The sequence below is a fragment of the Lysinibacillus sp. F12 genome, from assembly GCF_057773605.1.
Genome location: NZ_JBYMLP010000001.1, coordinates 480421 through 500536 on the forward strand (window position 1 = coordinate 480421; position 20116 = coordinate 500536).

Below are 20116 nucleotides of genomic sequence, written 5' to 3' on the forward strand. Positions count from 1 at the left end.
TTACTCATCACCCCTTTATGATTAATAAATTTTTATATAAAAAAAGGCACTTTAAAGAAGAAATCTCTTTAAAGCGCCTTTGCTTCAACTATTGACTTGTAAGTTTATAATAATTTGCTCTGCAATATGCACCATTTCTTGTTGTGTTTGCATGCTTTCATTGCGAATTTTGCGATAAGCCTCGTCCTCGCTTATATTTTCAGCCTGCATCAGCAATCCTTTAGCTCGTTCAATGATTTTTCGCTTATCCAATTGTGTTTGCTTATGTAAAATCTCCCCATTGAGACGATTGAACTTATCAATTTGATGAAAAGCAACCTCTAACACAGGCAACACATTCTTTTCGGAAAACGGTTTCATAACATATCCTAATATATTATCCTGCTTCATGTATAGTAATAATTCTTTTTCACTATATGCCGAGATGAAGAGAACAGGTATGCCAAGCTGTTGTTCAATAATCTTACTTGCCTTTAAACCATCTAGTTTAGGCATTTTAATATCCATTAAAATTAATTGTGGTTTATGCAAAAAGGCTAGCTCAATGGCGGTCTCTCCATTATTAGCTTGAGCTACGACTTCGTAACCATTATCCTCTAGCATAAACTTCAAATCAATCGCAATCAATGATTCATCTTCGACAATCATAACTTTCCTAGTCATTTACGATAAATACCTCCTCACTTACAGGAAACTGAATTTGAGTATGTGTACCTTCTTCACTAGGGATAATTGAAAATGAGCCAGCTAAATCATATTCCACAAGCCTTGTGATAATTTCCATGCCAAATGATGCCTTCACCTCTTGCATTCCAACGCCGTTGTCAGAAATATGAAGTGAAATACTTGAAGCCTCCTGCATGAAATGAATATCAATGGCTCCTTCATCGCGACCAACAAAAGCATACTTTAATGCATTTTGTAGTAGCTCACAAATAATGAGTGCAAGGGATACTGCCTTTTTCGAATGGCAAAATAATTGCAAATGATCGTGATGAAATGCTAGTTGAATAGTTGCTGTATTGGACGTGCCAATCATTTTATGTCCAATTTTTTTAGCCAATGCAATAACGTCTACTTTTTCTTCAGCGTTATCCTCATTTTCTAAAATAAGCTCATATACAGATGAAATGCTATATATTCGATTTAACGCCTCTTGAAAAGCACTTGCATTGACAGCAGACAATTCATTGCGCATTTGCAAACGCAACAGACTTGTCACTGTTTGAAGATTATTTTTCACACGGTGGTGAATTTCTCGTATCGCAAAAGTTTTCATCATAAGTTCATTTTCTTTCAGCTTTAACTCTGTTAGATCATGAATAATGAGAAGTGTGACCTTGTCACTATGACTGCGAATTGGAATTTTCTTCACGATAAAGGATTTACGTTCAATTGTAATTTCTAGGAAAAAGACATCATCGCCTTTATCATAGACCTCCTGTAAAAACGGTAAGATTTTATCCAATGCAACATTGTCAAAGTTTTCTAATCCCGAAAGTTCCGAAATAAAATGATAGCCAGCGGGATTACTGTAGATTACTTTGTTCTCGTGATTGGTAAGAATAATTGACTCTACAAGTAAATCAGAAACAACTGGTATCGGTTGAGAATTAGGTTCTACAATATGTTCAATTAATGCAAAAGGCATATTTTGAAAGTCATCTTTTGGTGTCGTTTGCATCTTCACCATCTTTTCCTGAATCAATACAGCAATTACTCGCTGTTGTTCATTGAAGATCGGAATCACATTTTGTTCGACTGTAATGCCTTCTTGTGTAACGGCTCTGGAAATGGATGATTTTTCTTTTTGCTTAAACGCAGTGAATACAGCTGGTTCAAAACTTTCAAAAACAAATTTTCCAATTACCGATTTTTCATATAAACCTTTTTCCTTTTTAGGGAACGCTTCTGCCACGACAATTGCATGTGATAAATTATCCATCATACAATCTATGAACATATAACAATCAGTAAGCTCTGCATAATACTTTAGCGTCGCTTCTATTTCTATTAACTTGTCAATATCCGTTGCCGATAGATTGGTATAGTTTCTACACAATGATTGAATGTTCGACAGGTTAAAGCCCCCTATCACTGAATAATCAACAATCAGTTTGACTATTCTTAAAAATTCTTGTCATTATTATAAACCTTTTGTGAAATTATTTTCAATACAAAAAATATTTTCTTTCATCAAAATTCGTTGCATTACAAAGAACTATATAGCTTAAAAGAGAAATATTCAACAGTTTTTTATTATTACATTATACAGCAACAGAAAAATAATTATTTTAATATATCAAAAAAGAGAGCTTGCTGATTCAGCAAACTCTCTTTTTTCTACTTTATTTCAGGTGCAACAGCTAATATATTTTCAAAGGCTGCGCGTTGTTTTTGTTCTTCCTCATTCAACAAAATATGAATATCACCATGATCGTTTGACGTCCTAATTAAACGACCCATTCCTTGCTGCAAGCGTAATTGCATAAACGGTAACTCCACTTCTTCAAATGGATTTTCAGCAAACGTACGCTTCGCATCAAATAACGGATCCTTTGGAGGAAACGGTAAATCATAAATAATAACACGTGTTAATGCTTCTTCAGGTAAATCTAAGCCTTCCCATAAATGATATGAGCATAATGTTTTAACGGTTCCCTGCTGGAAATCTCGAACAATGGCTGATAGCTCTCGATCACCTTCGAATGCGACATGCATACGCTCCATTAATGGCAATTCTGCTTTAAATTTTAACATGGCTTGCTTGGATTTAAATAGAATTAATGTTTGCTCACCATCTCGCAGTAATTGCTGTACACGTGCGGTTTTATCGTGTTGATGAAGCTCATGTAAATAGATTTTCATTACTTCCTCATAATCAAATGGCGAAGGGACTGAAAATGATTGGGACTCTCGAATACCTAAACTATACGCGATATAAGAAAAGTCTTTATTGACGGATAAAGTGGCAGACGAAAAAACGATTGGAAGCTTTTTAGAGAATAGTTTTTCTGCTAAAACTTCTGTTATCAATCGAGGCATTATCACCAACGTTTCCTCACCGTCTGTTTCCTCAAGCCAATCCACTGCATCTCCTTGTGCTATGAAAATACGTAAAGAAGCCTCATATTGTTCTAAATATTCTTCTGCCATATTTAACTCATATTCAGGAATCATATACATTTCAGATTCAAAAACAAATTCCTCCATCAATACTTCCACATCATTTATTAATTGTTTGCCATAAGCAAGCAATGTTTTGGATTTATTGATACGTTTACGATCCTCATCAGAAGCAACGATATCATCACGAAGTTGATCAAAAAATAGCTCGTGATCATCTTGTAATTTTTCCATGGCATACAATGTCCGTTCTCGTACACCATCCACCATTAATCGCTCTAAAAGTTGGACAATTGTTGTTGCCTGTACTTTATAAGTCATAGCCTTTTGCGCAGCGTATTCTAACAGATGTCCTTCATCTAAAACCATCATAGATACTTCTGGCAGTAAGGCAAGCTGTCCTTCACGCTCACGAGATTCCTTGGTAGCTAAATGTTCCATTAAAAAGTCTTGGGAACAAATAACTAGATCCGTTGATTTGCGGTAATGGGAACGATGCAAAGTTTGCCCACAACGATTACGGAGATCACAAACAGAACATTGCATAATCGAGTTGTAATTAACTTTTTGCCAATCCTCATCACTGACAGTTGGATAATTACTACGTTCTCCATATGGATGAATAGCAATCATGGAACCTTGGGCATACACACCATCCGGAATGGAGAACGAAATATCATCGATCCATTCATCTGATTCAACTTTTTCAGCTTCCTCAAAGCGTTTTAAGCATAAATATTGGTCCCGTGATTTGGCTAAGCGAACATCAATTTCCAGACCAAGCGTTTTTTGTAGCTTATAGATGTCTCCGCCCTCTTTAACGAGCTGATCGATTAATGTTTCATCAGCACATGCAATAAGTGCCGGTTTCCCTGTATAGCGTGCATAAGAAATAGCCGGAAGTAAATAGGCTATTGTTTTCCCAGTTCCAACACCCGCTTCTGCAAAGAGTACGTTTTTTTCTTTTAGCGCCTGTTCTATTTGATAAGCCATAAAGATTTGCTCATCACGACATTCAAAGCCTTTTTCAGGCAATTCATCATAAAGGACGTCACCCATCCAGTCACCTAGTGAATCGAAAAATGATCGGTCCTTTGATAATGCAAATGGTAAAGATTTACGCAATTGATGTTCCCCCTCTTACTATCTGGTGCTATTATACGCGACGAAACGGAAGATAAGAAAAAATCTTATCTTCCGTTACTATTCGTTAATCTCTTTTAGACTTTTGTCCCCAGAACTGATAATAATTTGTTTCGATAAACCCATTAAATAATTTCCGTTTTTTCGTCGCTTGGCGTCCATATAATTCTTCAAAATTTTTCATGGAGGATAGCATATATACAGACCAGGTTGGATAGTTTTTCATAACTTTTCCTAAATCACGGATAACCTGTTCTACAACGTCCACATCACCAATACGTTCTCCGTATGGTGGGTTACCGATCATGACACCATCTGTTAACTGAGTCGTGAAATCACGTGCTTGCATTTGCTTAAATGTAATCAGCTCTCCAAATCCTGCTTCTGTAGCATTTTCTTGTGCAATGCTTACCATGCGATGGTCAATATCAGAACCTACTATTTCTAACGGTTGGTCATAATTGGCCAAACTTTCTGCCTCATCTCGGACTGCATCCCAGATTTGCGCTTTCATCCATGGCCAGTCTTCAGAAATAAACTCACGATTATAGCCTGGTGCTATATTTTGTCCAAACATGGCTGCCTCTAAAGCAATTGTCCCCGAACCACAGAATGGATCAACAAACGGACGATTTGGATTCCACTTTGAAATTTGTATAAGTGCAGCCGCTAATGTTTCTTTTAACGGCGCCTCCCCTTGTGCTTGACGATAGCCACGTTTATGAAGACCAGCGCCTGATGTATCAATCGTTAGTGTCGCCACATCTTTTAAAATCGAAACCTCAATTTTGTAAGTGGCACCTGATTCATCTAAAAAGCCAAGTCGCTTATAATGCTGCTTCATTCGTTCAACAATCGCTTTTTTAGTAATAGCTTGGCAATCCGGCACACTAAATAATTTCGATTTAACCGATTTCCCTGAAACAGGAAAGGCAGCATCCACAGGTAAATATTTTTCCCAAGGTAAAGCTTTTACACTTTCAAATAATTGTTCAAATGATTTTGCAGGGAATTGTCCAACGACAATTTTGACACGATCGGCTACTCGTAGCCACAGATTAGCACGCGCAATCGCTGTTTCATCACCCTGAAAATATACTTTACCATTGTCAACTGTTGTTTCATAACCAAGTGCTTTTACTTCTTGGGCTACAATTGCCTCTAAACCCATTGCTGAAGTTGCTACTAATTGATAATTTGCCATAGATTATTTCCTTCCTTGATGCTCAATTTCCCAATATTCCATAAACTCCATGAGGTCGTTTAATGGTAATGGTTTGCTGTAATAATAGCCCTGAATAATATCACAGTTCATTTTACGTAGTATATCCACTTGTTGTGCCTGTTCTACACCTTCTGCCACAACTTTCATTTTTAGGCGATGGGACATTTGAATAATAGCATCTACAACTGCCTGTTTTTCATCGAGCGAGCCAATATGTTGAATAAAGCTTCGATCAATTTTTAAACAATCGAGTGGAAAGCGCACTAAATAGCTCAAGGACGAATAACCTGTCCCAAAATCATCTATGGAGATTTTAAAGCCTAATTGTTTCAAACGAACTAACTTACTAACAGTTTCGTTAGCACTATTCATCACTGTTCGTTCCGTCACTTCTATTTCAAAATTGTTTGCTGGCATATTATAGCGTTCTAATATTGTTTGTATCGAATCTAAAAAATTATGCTGTTTAAAGTGAATGCTTGATATGTTAATGGCCACTGGTATTTTCCACCCATATTTTTGCATTTGAATAACTGCCTCGCACGCCTTTTCCAGAATGACTTCACTTAAAGGTATTATTAACCCTGTTTCCTCTGCATAAGGAATAAACTCTCCAGGTGAGACAAAGCCAAGTCTTTCATTATTCCAGCGGACCAATGCCTCTAACCCCTGAATTTGTTCATTGTCCATACAAATTTTCGGTTGGAAATGCAGTTCAAACTCACGATTATCAATGGCTCTTCTTAACTCTGAATCTAGCAATAAGACACGCTGTGCATCTGTTTGCAGCTCATCAAAATAAAAAGAATAGCCGTTCAATCCATTCTTCTTAGAGTAAGTCATGGCTCTATCAGCACAATTAATCAGTTCTTCTGTATTTCTTCCATCTACTGGATAGACACTAACGCCAATACTTGTAGAAATAAAAACTTCCTGACCGTTTATCATCATTGGCTTTTCTATATTACTTATTATTTGTTCAGCAAATTTTGCAGCTTCTTTTACATTTTTTACATTCGTTAATGTAATGACGAATTCATCTCCGCCATATCTTGCAATAATATCTTTGTTTTTCAGTAACTGTTTTAGTCGTTTGGCAACTTCTATTAAAATTGAATCTCCAACAGCATGACCCAATGTATCATTAATTTGCTTAAATCTATCCAAATCTAAAAAATAGACCGCATGCTGTACTGAATGAGAAATAGCAGAAGTTGATTCTAAAAGATTATCCATTCTCTCGATATAAGCAAAACGATTAGATACTTCTGTTAAGGAATCAGTCAGTAAACGTTTTTCTAATTCGTTTTCTACTATTTTTCTTTCAGACAAATCTGTGAAAATACCACAATAATTTGTAACCTTCCCCTCATCGTTGGTTACACAAACAATTGTTAACCATTCAGGATATACGTCTCCAGTTTTACGACGATTCCATATTTCTCCTTGCCAAATTCCTTCTTGTCGTATCTGTTCCCACATTTCTAAATAGAACGGTAATTCATGTACACCTGATTGTAAAACGGCAGGTGTTTTTCCAACCACATCATCACGTTTATAACCCGTGACAAATTCAAAGGCAGGATTAACCATCACTATTTTTTTGTATTCATCAGTAATCATGATACCTTCAGATACATTTTCGAAGATTTTAAGTATTAAGGCAGTAGGATATTGAGAAATCAACTTCAATTTATCCATACCTTCCCAATTATTTACTCCGTTCATGTTCCGCCCCATCCTATCTCTCTATACTCCCCTTTAAAGGGCACTTACGCCAGGCCAACTCGTATGTAAATCAATGACACCCCAAAAAGATGGTGTACAGTTTTTCGAGTAACTCGTAAACTCGTCTTAAAAACCTGTGACATCCTTAGAGGTTTGAACTTGATTCAGCAGTCGTCCTATCACCACCTGAATGGAAAAGAAAATGTGCAAACTCTCGCTACTATAGAGTAGAGTCAAGTGTATCTAACATTTTGCTAGGTACCAAAACTTTTGCTGAATCAAGATAAATACACATTGATGCAATCACCGTTTTCAGATATTGTGACTTAGAAGCGGTAGCGATAGAGGCTAGGCTAGCAAGTAGCCATTCTCAAACGTATCGCGCATACCAAGACTTGATTAACTAGGTTACTTTTTCCTCATAAACTCAAAAGAAAAGCTCTCCACCGAGTTGGAGAGCGCTTGTTATTTCATAAATAAGCATCAAAAAAATTCCATAAGCCATGTTTTGTTCCTGAGTACTCAAACAGCTTGCGCCTCGTACAACCAGGTAGTAATCATCTATCTACAGAGCTAGCTCTGTCCCTCTATCCGTTCAATTCCTTCTAGAGAGTGCCCCTACCATAATTTGGGTTTCTCACTCGTGGGGTTTACCTCGTTCCACCTTGCAAGTTTCCAAGCAAGCTTCGTCACTGTGGCACTTTCAGGAAGTGTCAACCATATCCAAGAACTTAGGTTTTCCTTCCGCCGTCAGCTTTAACAGCTGCCTTACCTTATTTTTTCAGTAAGCACGAACACTACGGACATCTCAGTACCGTGTGAGCATGGACTTTCCTCTACGACGTCTAGCGCCGCAGCGATTACCAGAATTTCATGATGATACGAAAGATTATACTAGAGTTTTATGTTAAATACAATATAATTGACTAAAATTATTCGTATAGCTTGCTACCAAATACATGTTTTTCTAAATTTGAAAGACGTTTTAAAATATCAAAATTTGTTGTACCAGCTGCTGCAGAAGCAACCGGTTGTCTCTTTGGTGTACTATCAATTTCTTCTTTTAACTGTCTATTTTCTTCACGTAGTTGGGCCATCACTTTTTCAAACGTTTCATAGTCTTGAATTATTTCATCAAGGAATGAATCTACTTCTTCCACATTATAGCCTTTAAAGTTCTTTTTAAATTCCTTTTCAAGGATCATTTTTGACGTTAATTTAATGTCCATTCACATCGCCCTTCCTCACACTACATACACGAATACATTATAGCATACTTCATCACATTATATCGTCTGAAAACTCCAATTGTAAGCTAAACTTGTCGTTTTATGCGATTACCTGGGAAATTATTTCTTATTTCCTAATCTGAGCAACCTCTTTTCCCAAGAAATTACCCATTTTTGTTTTTGTTCTGCTCTCCATTGCTCATTCCTTTGAATGAGATGTATGCCTTGTTGCGTATAATAAAGGGCCTGCTTATAATCTTTCATTTGGTGCTCATAAAGTATGGCTAGCTGCTCAAGGACATGCAACTTTGTTCTTGCTTCAACAAAATGGAGAGAGGCTACAAACGCATCTATAGCTTTACTGTAGCGTTTACTCTTTTTGTGCTGTAGTGCTAAATAATAGTGCGCATTACCCGCTTCCAGCGCATCAAATTGCGTAGTCACCCTTTCTAACACCTTAACACTTTGTGTGCTTTCTTTTAAATCACCATACCATTTCCCAATGTTGGTAAAGGTTTTTGCAGATTCTTCATGCCCCTCTTCAAACAAGAGCTGAGTGGAGTGACTATAAAGCGTGATAAGCGACAGTAAATCCCACTCATTGTGAAGCAAAACCTTCATAAGAGCATCTGGTCCGCCACTTTTCACAGCATCTAAATAAATAATTGGCGCAAGATGACCAGGAATATCTCCCTTCCGAGAGAAACCAAGCTTCTCTTCCTCCACAGATTTTAATTTTAAGCGCTCCATATCATTTTTCCATAAACGCTTCGAACTATGCAATAAATCAATTTGTCGTTGTGATCGTAATTTTGGTAATGTTTTTTGATGCAGTGTCCAGCGAGTTTCAAGCTGCGGCCAATCAAAACTTTTACCATTATATGTGATGACTGTTGCAGATTTTTGCCACAGTTTCGATTCAAACAAAAATGCCGCCTCATGTGCAGGGTCTGCTAGAATATATTGTGTCAAACTAAAACATTCTTCGTCTACCTCTAAAAAACCAAGTAAAAAAATATGTGTGCCCACACCTTTTAAGCCTGTCGTTTCCGTATCAAAAAATAATACAGGCTCATGTAAGTCCAGTGCATATGGATGATCAAATGAAGCATCCTGCCATTTTTTCAAAGCATCAAAAAATGACTGTAGCCGATAATGACCATGCTGAAAAGAAAATGGATACTGTACATGGCGCTTAAATACAATACCAAAGTCATTTTCCACAACCTTAAGCCCAGCCTCTTCCCATCGCTTGGTATAGCTTGGTTTGACTGGTTTCTGAAAAGCTGGTTCCTCTACCTTTTGTTGAGCTACCGCTGGTTTTTTACTAAGCATTTTTTTCATTTGTAGTATTTTATTCTCGTAAGACATGTAGTTCACTCATTTTCTGCTTATAATATAAGACTCTCTTGCAAGATTACCACGATTGCTTGACTCATTCAAAATTTTCTTCACAGGAAATTCTTACTTAATATTTCTTTAATGGCATCTGAACAAATTCAATACGCTGTGCAGTAATTATTATAATGTCTTACCAATAGTTTCTCTCTTCTATCTGAAATTAAGGGTGATGACGAGTTCCAGTTTGTCCGTGCAATTTTTCATATACAAAAAAACAGACCAAGGCTCTCTCTCCCTAGTCTGCTTTTGCTATTTGTTATTTTGAAAGTTTTTCATTACCATCTTGATCGATAACATACGTATGAGTTTTGGCCGCTTCTTCAATTTCTTCAAACGCCCAGTGTGTTTCTTTAACATCCTGGAAACTTGGTGATGTTACACCTTGTAGTGGACCACGCTCTAACATGCGATTCATCATCACTATTGCTTGAGCACGGGTTACAGGTTCGTTTGGCGCAAAACTACCGTCTGATTGACCATTGATGATACCTGCTGTACGTATCGCCTCTATAATCCACTGTGCCCAATGACCTTTTGTATCCTTGAATGTAATATTTTGATTCTCTTCAATGTGAAGTTGCTTAAAGTTTGCCACTACAGTTGCCATTTCCGCACGTGTAATGTTATCACTTGCACGGAAATTACCATAGATATCCCCATTCATAATGCCCCGCTCTTTGATAAAGGCAATGGGACCCGCTGCATAATAATCACTTGGAATATCCCGGAATAATGGTGTTGTGTCCACTGTACCATCTGTATAGCCTAGTATACGGGCAATCATCGTTGCCACTTGCCCCCGCGTTACATTTTTTTCAGGACCAAATGTACCATCAAGGAATCCATTAATATAGGCTTCATGTTTATTTACTTCTAAAGGTGGTTTTGTCCTATTCACCTGAATGATGGTAAACGTACTGAACTTCTCAACGGTAAAACGAAGACCTAGCTCCCCCTTCACCATTGTTACAACTTCAGGAAGAACCACTTTTTTCTCTCCATCAGAGTGTTCAATAAACATAGCTAATTGCTTAAGAAACGCCTTACGCTCTACTATATTTACTGGGATTTTCACGCCTTTTAATGGCAAAGTTACGTGCACAGGACGATTTGGCATATTAGTCTCAATGGTCATTGGACGCGCCACTACATGCACATTATTGCTTTCAAGAGCTTCATGTACTACGCGCTCTACACGGGCACGTTCTTCAATGGCTTGACGCTCACTATTCTTTTTAACTGGTACTAAGCGGAAATAGAAATTATCTTCTATCCCCTTCATTGAGCTATGTGGAATTGTAACAAGTCCATTCTCTGTAGCAATTTCCAGCGATAATCCGTTTTCACGTAGTAATTGTAGAGATTGCTTTGGAACTTCTACTGTTACTTTATCTATTTCATCATTAACATCAGGGAGAACAATACGAACAATGTTATTGTCAATTTGCTTCGCTTTTTCAATGGCTGCCTTGGCACTCGATTCAGTTAAAGCTACGAAATCTGTAATTTCACCATTGGCATGTTTTGTGCGTTCAATCTCAATCGTAGTTTTTTCCAGTGGGTTATCACCATCTATTTCTAGACCAACTTGAATTTTCGTTGATGTTGTTGGTGAACTTGGTGAGCTTGGTGTTGGCACCGGTATGGTTGGCTGACCTGGGGCAGTAGGAGCTACTGGTGTCACCACATTTGATGCCATAGATTCTCCACTATTTCCAGCAATGTTAGTTGCTAACACTTTAAATGTATAGGCTGTCCCGTTGGTTAATCCCGTTACTATGATTGGACTTAACGTCCCTATTTTCGCTAACATCGGCTGCTCCACTCCGCCTACATAAACTTTAACTGTATATCCAGTAATCGTACTACCTCCATTATTGGTCGGGACATCAAAGCTTACCCTTACATAACTATCACCTGGCGTTGCCAATACATTCGTTGGCACATCTGGAGCTGTTACTGAATTTGCTTGGACTTCTTGCGTAACTGTAAACGTCACTGGTGTTAGGTTTGTCGCGCTTACCGTTACCGTTGCTGTATAGGTTCCTACCGCCAAGCCATCCTTTGCCCTCACGGTAAATATTGTATTACCCGCACTTGGTAAGCTCGTCGCTGATGGTTGCGTAATATCAAAATCATCCGCATTAGCACCACTTATCGCTACCGATACATTCGCTAAACTACCTGTTCCTGTATTTGCGATTGTTAACGTTTTTGTTTCTTGAGTGCCGCTTGTGTATCCAGCTGTTAGTGCTGGGAACATTTGATTACTGATTGTATCAATTGTATATGTTGGTGCTGCTTGGACCACTTGCGTAACTGTGAATCTCACTGGTGTTAGGTTTGTCGCGCTTACCGTTACCGTTGCTGTATAGGTTCCTACCGCCAAGCCATCCTTTGCCCTCACAGTAAATATTGTATTACCCGCACTTGGTAAGCTCGTCGCTGATGGTTGCGTAATATCAAAATCATCCGCATTAACACCACTGATCGCTACCGATACATTCGCTAAACTACCTGTTCCTGTATTTGCGATTGTTAACGTTTTTGTTTCTTGAGTGCCGCTTGTGTATCCAGCTGTTAGTGCTGGGAACATTTGATTACTGATTGTATCAATTGTATATGTTGGTGCTGCTCTAGTAACTGTAATCGTATAAATTTTTGTTGTTTGATTTTGTGCAGTTACAATAATAGTAATGGTGTTTAATCCGACATTTAAGGCAATATCCTTACCAATTCCACTTGTGACAGCTGCCCCATTCAGCGTTAGCGTTGCATAACTATCAGCTAATGTCGGTGTAACCTGAATATTTCCTACATTACTAGCTACATTTGCAGTGTAATCTGTCGTACCTGAAGCAAAGGCTGGACTTAACGTTCCTGTTGAAAGGGTTAAGTTGCTTAAGTCTGCATTATTGCTTAATGACCCTGTTGTAAAGGTTTGATCACTTCCATAGCTTGTACCTATAGAGTTTGTCGCATATGCTCTGTAATGGTACGTCTTATTTGGATTTAACCCACTTAGGTCAGCAGTAAAAGTACCTGTTGTCCCTGTTATCGTTATTTTACTATTACTGGTCGTCGGATTGGCAGTCGTTGCATAAACAATTCCTCTTTCTGTAACTATCGCTCCACCATCAGCTGTAACATCCCCACCAACCGTTGCACCTGTTGTTGTCACATTAGATGGGATAGTATTTGTAGTTACAGTTGGAGCATTAGCAGGAATAGAGGTCGTCACCGACTTCATTGTATAAGCACTTTTATTGCCTGCAGCATCTTTTACAATGACATTAAAATAATATGTCGTACTTGGTAATAACCCCGTCACATTAAATACTTCTAAATCTTTTGAAAATCCAGTTCCTAATGCTAAACCATTTACTTCGATATCACTAACAGTATCCATATTATTACTGCTAGATTGATAGACTCGATACTCTAAATCGCCCTGTAGTGTCACATCGTCTGTTGCCTTTTCCCACCCAAGCGTTACACCTGTTGTACTGACATTTGAAGATGTAATTGTTTTGTTTGATATTGTAGGAGTTTGAGTATCAGAAAAACTGTCGCTCACATTGGCAATTGTTATATTATCAAAGTTTAAGTTTGATGGCTCTGTATTTGGATCATTAGTAGGGAAATCAAATTGCCACGTAATTTCTAAGGATTCAGCACCATTGTAATCAAATTCATTACCATTATTTAAGAGAGTACTTAATTGATGGATCATTCCATTCCCAGAGATCTCCTTATTAGCAATTGAGTGAGAGCCTAACGTAGCTCCATTCGTATCTTTTACAACTAAGGAAAGCTTACTAAATGTGAGTTTAGGAAGATCTGGAACAATACTTATCCCTAAGTCTTTAAACGTGAATGTTTTACATATATTCCCTCCCTCTGCTTTAATAATCAGAGTTTCCTGAGCCTTAGGTGTATAATTTTGTGTATACAATTGTGATGTTGCTGGATCAACTGCAAAACCGTTGCTTATTATAAACTTATCCGAAAAGGTTGAAAATCCTGCACCCGCACTGTTATCACCACTGACAGATCCACCGAAATCATATGTACCATCAGCAGTTCCATTCACAGCAGCCTCTACCTCTATGGCAGGGATATAGCCAATCGATGCCATCATTAAAATTAAGACTATTAAAATACGGACATAAAATCTCATTTTTTTACGGACCATTTTAATCCCATTCCTGCCATTTTTGAAAGCCTGCGATCGATTCATAGTTCCACCCCTTTAAATTTCCTGTTACCCTCTAGATGGAAACTCACCCTGTAAGCAAATAATATAATTCATCACCAAGAAGGGCTGCATATTATTATGTGGCTGACTCCCACCTGTCAAACCTAAAGCTTGCGTGTTCATTTGAACATCCAAATTGGTATCATACAAATGTGGTTGTTTGGGTGGTCTCCCGGCCCCTACACCCTCTGCCCAAAATAAACCAATCGGATTACCTGACGTTCCAACACTTTGTATAGCTACTGGAGTATGAGAGTGAGCAGGTATTTGGGACTCCAAAAGCGTCACTGTTTGTGTTCCTACCGCTTCACCAACTTTTCGCGGTGTTAATCCCATTCCTGATCCTTGATTCATAGGTGCTGACGCCATTAAATTCGGTAATGCAAAGGTTGTCTTCCCATCGCCACCATACTGAACACCTAATATAGAATAAAGTGCTGTATTTTGCTGAATGTTCATCAATTGACCGTTACATAACGCCCACCCCTTTGGCGCAAAGTTTCCTGAAAAAATTCGGATTTCACCGATATACGCATCTGCCATTCATACCAACTCCTTTTACTTAATTTCTTGTTGGAAAAATACCTTGAGTAGCGATACAAAAATGTACGGCTAAATAAGGCTGCATATTATTATGGGCCTGTCCTCCTCCAGCAGAAGATAATGCAGCTGAATTCATCGTTACAGTCGGACCATCTGCATATAAGTTATCCTTTTGTGCCCATACATTTCCTTTAGGGGAGGGTACACTTGCAAGGTTTGATGAGCCGTACACTTGATGAGTATGTTGAGGTATTTCATTAACTGTTAAAGAATGTGTCACTTCACCCGCCTTTGTTCCTAAAGGTAATGAAGGACCTACATGGATTGGGACACGTCCTCGCAAATCCGGTAAGGCAAATGTTTTTACCCCATCCCCTCCATAAACCGTTCCTAGCAGCGCGTATAAAGCTTGATACTGATTAATAGGAAGCAATTGCCCTTCACAAGATAACCAGTATCTTGGCGCATAATTCATCGCAAATAATCGAACTTCACCTAAATATGGTTCTGCCATTTTCATCCTCCTTTGTACATATGTTTTATGGCTGGGTAGGAAATACTCCATATAACGAAATAATGAAGGAAATTGCTACTGTTGGCATCATGTTGTCATGTGACTGATTGCCACCAACAACCGAGCTAGCATTAGCGTTCATTGTAACTGGCGTTAACGGATTGCCAGCTCCATCTTTATCATTTGAGTAATTAGAATATCCACTTGTCGTTGCCCACAGCTTATTAGTCGGTGTTGAGGTATTCCCAACAGCTGTAGCCGCTTGAACAGTATGTGTATGATTTGGCAGTTGATTGGCAGTTAACGTAATCAATTCTGTACCACCAGCAACACCTATACCGTACTGTGGACTAACATGAATAGGAACACGTCCCATTAAATCTGGCAACTTAAAAGTAGTTTGACCATCCCCTCCATATGTTGTTCCAAGTAAAGCAAAAAGTGCCTCATTTTCTGAAATACTAAGAAGTTGTCCATTGCATAAAGCCCATCCCTGAGGAGCAAAGTTTCCTGCAAACATACGAATCTCTCCTAAATAAGACTCACTCATTGACTCTCACCTCCTTTCGAATAAATTGAAAATTCAGTCTTTTAACCGAGTGACTCAAACCTCATGGCAATATACGGAGAAATGTCTTCGGTAACGTAAAATCCGCATCTTTCATATAGGCGCCTTGCAGGATTTCCATGCCATACATGGAGTGTAACAGACAAATTCTGACTAACCGCACTGTTTTGTAATTGCTTTAATAACTTGGTTCCATAGCCCTTACCTCTAAAATCAGGCAATAAAGAAATATCAATTAAATGAATATTCCCACTTTTACATTCAGTCATCATCCTACCAATTTCCAAACCTTCATGAAAAATAATTTCATGCTTTGCTTGCGGAAAATTTTGTTGATAAAATCTCTTTTGCGCTTCGTATTGAATTAGTAAAAGCGCGTGTAATTGTTGTTCATCTAGGGCAAGCATCGAAAACTCGTTCTTTCGTGTAGAAATATATAACTCGTAAAGAAACGCATCATCTTGAGATACAACATTTCGAGTCTGTACCATATTCCACCACCATTTCATCAAATAGTCATTAAACCTATAAAATTATGTCCCATTTCAGATTAACTAGGAGAGAATAATTGTCCTCCTAGTTAAAAACCATATATTCCTATTTATTTATATATTACTTAAAGTTAACATTCAACAAATATTTGTATATTTAAAATTTTCTTTACCTTACTTTTCTAATTGTTGGTGTAAGTCACACAAACGAGACAAAGCCCCGAATTAATCAACACGAACATGTTTGAATAAAGTTTATTTAGCCTTAACTCCTTTTTAATTCTAATTATTGTGTAATCATACATTGAATTATTATTTAAAAAGTCCATTCTCCATAAAGTTACGGCATCCTTGTTGGTTGACCATTTAAATAATTTTATTTCTAGAAAACTAACACTTTTATCTAATTCGCTTGTACTATTGCAAGTATTTTCTATAAAATGAAATTACATATATAAGGTGCGTTAGATGAATGCCACCTTACTTTGAAATGAAGTAAAAATATTTATGTAATCATTAATAACTTTTCTTGGAGGAAACGCATTGTTTAAAAATTTTCGTGAAGAACTAAAAAAAGAATGGAAAAACACAACAGAGGATTTAGAAAAAGAAGTATTTAAAGTATGGCAGTTAGAATATAAGGGGCATATTATTCGCATTGTAAATGCTGTGACGGAAGAGGTTCTTTATATTAATAATGAAGTAGTAGATAAAAAGAGTAGAGACAGTATGTTCAAACAAGTTTATCCCTTTGTAAAATTGAAAGGTGAAATTACAGAAACTAATGGAACAGTATCAACAGTAAAAGTAAAAATAGGTGGATTACTCAGTTTAAATATCGTCGTTAAAGTAAATGGTACAATACTACTTCATGAGAAACACAAAATTTCTATCGACTAATTTTTGACTATTCTACTACACCAAATGTTCAGCACTCGAATCAGAACAGTATTGTCTTCACAAATTTATTAATATACCTCTTGCATTGCCAATAAACGTAGAGGAAAAAGTGTAAAAGGACTTAGTTCCATACTAAAAAAAGAAATGAATCCTTCTAAAAAAATTGTCAGGTATATACATTAATAGATAAATAAAGAGAGCTTGAGGAAATCATTCAGATATACCACAAGCCCTCTTTTCTTTTTTAATTAATTTGATTTAATCTCTGAAGAAGTATAATGACCCTCTTTTTTCCTTCCTGCAAACTGTCCTGCGCTCCAATACATGATGGACATCCAGATTCACAAGGACATTTTGAAACATGCTCTAAGGTTTTCATTAATAGATCTTCCCATAAGTCATAGACCTTTTCACTTAAACCAATCCCACCAGGATATTTATCGTAAACAAAAAATGTGGGCAACTCATTATGGGATGCTTTAACTTGTGGGACAACTGCTACATCACTGCTATCACATTGAATAAACAAAGGAATAAACGCATTCATGGCATAGGCTACTCCAATCATTACCTCTGTCAATTCCGCCTCTGACCATTGCTCTGTTAGATGAAGTGAAAGCCATGATGCACTTGTATGCATTTCATCTGGAGGTAAATGAATGGGCCCCGATCCGATATTATCATGCGTACCAAAGCGAATTTTTTTGAAAATAGTTGCCTGTGCGACTAATCCAACATCCCCGAAGCTAATCGTACCACCATTATATCCTCGGCTTCGATCTTCCTCTAATACCTTCATTTCAACGGCAAGATTGGCATCTGTATAATAATCGACGTCGACTTCACGGACATAGGCTTTCTTTTCTTCCCAGTCGAGCTTCTCTACTTGGAATTGAATCCCTTGATGTAAATAAATCGCTTCCTCATGTAATAATGTCATGGCACTATGACGATCCATTTCTCCAATTACCTTTGTTTGGGCAGGAATAGACAGATTAATAATTACCACATTTTCCTGCGAAGCAGACCGTAAGCTAATATCATGTGCTGGGAAACGATCACTCATCCAATGCCACTTATCACTCGTCTTAAAGACAACGCCTTCTTCGGCTAAATACTCTAACAACTCTTGTATGTCATATTCACCATAAGTATCTTCTATAGAAAAAGGTAATTCAAAAGCGGCACATTTTAAATGATCCATTAGAATTAACATATTTTCTGGATAAATACGTGCCTCCTCTGGTGCACTACCAAGTAAAAATAAAGGATGATTAACCACATACTGATCAAGAGCAGTCGATTGTGCAACATAGATAATTAAAGCCTCATCTTGCCGCCTTCCTGCACGTCCTGCTTGTTGCCAGGCACTTGCGATATTACCTGGATAACCTGTCATAATACAGGCTTGTAACTGGCCAATATCGACCCCTAATTCTAACGCATTTGTACTGACAACGGTTTGAATAGTTCCATCACGCAAGCCTTTTTCAATGACCCGACGTTCAGATGGCAAATAACCACCTCGGTAGCCACGCACGGATTCATCAAGCAGCTTATTGCGTGTGAGTTCCTTTAAATAAGTGACAATCATTTCAACCCGTACCCTGCTTTTAGCGAAAATGATGGATTGAATACCAGCTATATAAAGCCTCTTTGCTAAATCACTTACCTCTAATACGGCACTTCTACGCACCCCAAAAGTTTTGTGAATAATGGGCGGATTATAGAAAAGAAATGTTTTCTTACCGACAGGTGCTCCAGAGTCTGCGATGAGCGCATGTGATTCATTTGTTAGCAGCTCTGCCAGCTCCTTAGGATTTTTTATCGTGGCTGAAGTACAGATAAACACAGGGTTACTCCCATAAAATTCACATATGCGTTTTAATCTACGAATAACATGAGCAACATGAGAACCAAATACCCCTTTATATGTATGCAATTCATCAATAACGATATACTGCAAATTTTCAAATAGCGATACCCATTTCGTATGGTGTGGCAAAATTCCTGAATGAAGCATATCAGGATTCGTCATAACGATATGTCCTGCTTTACGAACCTTCTGACGAATGCCTGGAGCCGTATCACCATCATAAGTATAACTTAAAATTTCTTCACCACTTTGTTCAATAAGTTCATTCAAGTCATTTTTTTGATCCTGTGCTAAAGCCTTTGTTGGAAATAAATAAATGGCACGTGCGTTGTTATCCTCTACTATTTTTTGCAACACCGGTAAATGATAGCAATACGATTTACCTGATGCGGTTGGTGTAACAGCCGTAAAAGATGTACCACTCTGTGCCAAATCAAAGGCCTCTCGCTGATGCGTATAAAGTTGCTCGATCCCTCTTGCCTTTAAAGCCTTCACTAAAGAAGGATGTAAATTTTCTGGGAAAGAAGCATAACTAGCAGGACGGGCTTCAAGTGTTTGCCAATGAAGAATGCGTTCTTTTAATTCTTCATCATATCTCCATTCATGTAAAAGCTCGCTAATCGTTCGTTTCTTCGATAGCATTTACTGCCTCCTCCTTTACCAGTCGTTCGAAGTTTTTCATTGTAAAGGAGGTAGAATGAATAGCATCTAAAAAACGTTTTTTACTTGTTTCCTTATAAAAAGATTGCACAACAAATTGCTCCATCGATTCTACCGTTGAAGCAATTTGTTGTGTATGCATATATTTCGGTCGATTCTCTTGAATCCATTTATTGGCCTCTTGCTGCCATTCCTTCAACAGTTGGTGAATTTTATCAGCATGTGGTTTCACCTCTTGAAAAAAATCAGGTGTACGGTCCTCCTCACGCATTTGCCAAAAACGTGAAACACATCGATCACATTCATCTAATAATTTGGATGTTTGCTGAATAACTAACAATTTTGCACCTCATCTCTCATCAATTACACGTAAGCAAATATTTTTCGTAGCAAGTACATATATATGATGAGTATGTCTTGTCCATCATTTCAACTACGAAAATATGGCATCTCT

General features: G+C 37.7%; 15 protein-coding genes and 1 other RNA gene. 1 reads left to right on the top strand and 15 read right to left on the bottom strand.

Annotation, left to right across the window (positions count from 1 at the left end):
* Nucleotides 1-84: 84 nt before the first annotated feature.
* The 13 genes from AC3CH7_RS02595 to AC3CH7_RS02655 all read right to left on the bottom strand — a co-directional run bounded on the left by AC3CH7_RS02595 (nt 85) and on the right by AC3CH7_RS02655 (nt 16226).
* Nucleotides 85-663: an ANTAR domain-containing response regulator gene (locus AC3CH7_RS02595; RefSeq protein ID WP_031419416.1), complete on the bottom strand. Its 579-nt coding sequence runs from the start codon at nt 661-663 to the stop codon at nt 85-87.
* Nucleotides 656-2116, bottom strand: a complete 1461-nt coding sequence (locus AC3CH7_RS02600; RefSeq protein WP_099806305.1) for a sensor histidine kinase — start codon at nt 2114-2116, stop codon at nt 656-658. Before AC3CH7_RS02600 ends, AC3CH7_RS02595 begins: the two co-directional genes overlap by 8 nt.
* 227 nt (nt 2117-2343) lie before the next feature.
* The gene (locus AC3CH7_RS02605) at nt 2344-4251 is read right to left on the bottom strand and encodes an ATP-dependent DNA helicase (RefSeq protein WP_012293759.1); all 1908 of its coding nucleotides are present in this window, start codon (nt 4249-4251) and stop codon (nt 2344-2346) included.
* 85 nt (nt 4252-4336) lie between these two features.
* The gene (locus AC3CH7_RS02610) at nt 4337-5473 is read right to left on the bottom strand and encodes a THUMP domain-containing class I SAM-dependent RNA methyltransferase (protein WP_012293758.1); all 1137 of its coding nucleotides are present in this window, start codon (nt 5471-5473) and stop codon (nt 4337-4339) included.
* Between the two features lie 3 nt (nt 5474-5476).
* Nucleotides 5477-7222 (bottom strand): putative bifunctional diguanylate cyclase/phosphodiesterase, encoded by a 1746-nt coding sequence (locus tag AC3CH7_RS02615; RefSeq protein ID WP_012293757.1) that lies wholly within the window; start codon nt 7220-7222, stop codon nt 5477-5479.
* Between the two features lie 492 nt (nt 7223-7714).
* Nucleotides 7715-8094, bottom strand: an RNA gene (rnpB, locus tag AC3CH7_RS02620) — RNase P RNA component class B.
* A gap of 60 nt (nt 8095-8154) precedes the next feature.
* The gene (gene gpsB, locus AC3CH7_RS02625) at nt 8155-8451 is read right to left on the bottom strand and encodes a cell division regulator GpsB (RefSeq protein WP_031419413.1); all 297 of its coding nucleotides are present in this window, start codon (nt 8449-8451) and stop codon (nt 8155-8157) included.
* Between the two features lie 120 nt (nt 8452-8571).
* Entirely contained in the window at nt 8572-9822 is a 1251-nt protein-coding gene (locus AC3CH7_RS02630) for a ribonuclease H-like domain-containing protein (protein ID WP_447402801.1), read from the bottom strand.
* 286 nt (nt 9823-10108) lie between these two features.
* A complete protein-coding gene (locus AC3CH7_RS02635) occupies nt 10109-14092 on the bottom strand; it encodes an S-layer homology domain-containing protein (protein ID WP_488381551.1) in 3984 nt (1327 codons plus the stop codon).
* 24 nt (nt 14093-14116) lie between these two features.
* A complete protein-coding gene (locus AC3CH7_RS02640) occupies nt 14117-14653 on the bottom strand; it encodes a phage tail protein (RefSeq protein WP_012293753.1) in 537 nt (178 codons plus the stop codon).
* 19 nt (nt 14654-14672) lie between these two features.
* The gene (locus AC3CH7_RS02645; protein WP_031419402.1) at nt 14673-15167 is read right to left on the bottom strand and encodes a phage tail protein; all 495 of its coding nucleotides are present in this window, start codon (nt 15165-15167) and stop codon (nt 14673-14675) included.
* Nucleotides 15168-15192: 25 nt separating this feature from the next.
* Nucleotides 15193-15717, bottom strand: coding sequence for a phage tail protein (locus tag AC3CH7_RS02650; RefSeq protein ID WP_012293751.1), 525 nt, complete (start codon nt 15715-15717; stop codon nt 15193-15195).
* Nucleotides 15718-15758: 41 nt separating this feature from the next.
* On the bottom strand, nt 15759-16226 hold the full coding sequence (locus tag AC3CH7_RS02655) for a GNAT family N-acetyltransferase (protein WP_036166069.1): 468 nt from the start codon (nt 16224-16226) through the stop codon (nt 15759-15761).
* Nucleotides 16227-16769: 543 nt separating this feature from the next.
* Here AC3CH7_RS02655 and AC3CH7_RS02660 point away from each other — a divergent pair.
* Nucleotides 16770-17126, top strand: a complete 357-nt coding sequence (locus tag AC3CH7_RS02660; RefSeq protein ID WP_012293749.1) for a hypothetical protein — start codon at nt 16770-16772, stop codon at nt 17124-17126.
* Nucleotides 17127-17370: 244 nt separating this feature from the next.
* Here AC3CH7_RS02660 and AC3CH7_RS02665 read toward each other — a convergent pair whose 3' ends face one another.
* Together AC3CH7_RS02665 and AC3CH7_RS02670 are read right to left on the bottom strand one after the other, a co-directional pair.
* Entirely contained in the window at nt 17371-19644 is a 2274-nt protein-coding gene (locus AC3CH7_RS02665) for a DEAD/DEAH box helicase (protein ID WP_488381552.1), read from the bottom strand.
* Nucleotides 19619-20002, bottom strand: coding sequence for a YppE family protein (locus AC3CH7_RS02670; RefSeq protein WP_031419398.1), 384 nt, complete (start codon nt 20000-20002; stop codon nt 19619-19621). Before AC3CH7_RS02670 ends, AC3CH7_RS02665 begins: the two co-directional genes overlap by 26 nt.
* Nucleotides 20003-20116 lie beyond the last annotated feature (114 nt).

What these genes read in the sequence shown, in the direction of transcription:
- AC3CH7_RS02595 (WP_031419416.1), bottom strand. Translation starts at nt 663, where the DNA reads ATGACTAGGAAAGTTATGATTGTCGAAGATGAATCATTGATTGCGATT.
- AC3CH7_RS02640 (WP_012293753.1), bottom strand. Translation starts at nt 14,653, where the DNA reads ATGGCAGATGCGTATATCGGTGAAATCCGAATTTTTTCAGGAAACTTT.
- AC3CH7_RS02645 (WP_031419402.1), bottom strand. Translation starts at nt 15,167, where the DNA reads ATGGCAGAACCATATTTAGGTGAAGTTCGATTATTTGCGATGAATTAT.
- AC3CH7_RS02650 (WP_012293751.1), bottom strand. Translation starts at nt 15,717, where the DNA reads ATGAGTGAGTCTTATTTAGGAGAGATTCGTATGTTTGCAGGAAACTTT.
- gpsB (WP_031419413.1), bottom strand. Translation starts at nt 8,451, where the DNA reads ATGGACATTAAATTAACGTCAAAAATGATCCTTGAAAAGGAATTTAAA.
- AC3CH7_RS02630 (WP_447402801.1), bottom strand. Translation starts at nt 9,822, where the DNA reads ATGTCTTACGAGAATAAAATACTACAAATGAAAAAAATGCTTAGTAAA.
- AC3CH7_RS02615 (WP_012293757.1), bottom strand. Translation starts at nt 7,222, where the DNA reads ATGAACGGAGTAAATAATTGGGAAGGTATGGATAAATTGAAGTTGATT.
- AC3CH7_RS02665 (WP_488381552.1), bottom strand. Translation starts at nt 19,644, where the DNA reads ATGCTATCGAAGAAACGAACGATTAGCGAGCTTTTACATGAATGGAGA.
- AC3CH7_RS02655 (WP_036166069.1), bottom strand. Translation starts at nt 16,226, where the DNA reads ATGGTACAGACTCGAAATGTTGTATCTCAAGATGATGCGTTTCTTTAC.
- AC3CH7_RS02635 (WP_488381551.1), bottom strand. Translation starts at nt 14,092, where the DNA reads ATGAATCGATCGCAGGCTTTCAAAAATGGCAGGAATGGGATTAAAATG.
- AC3CH7_RS02610 (WP_012293758.1), bottom strand. Translation starts at nt 5,473, where the DNA reads ATGGCAAATTATCAATTAGTAGCAACTTCAGCAATGGGTTTAGAGGCA.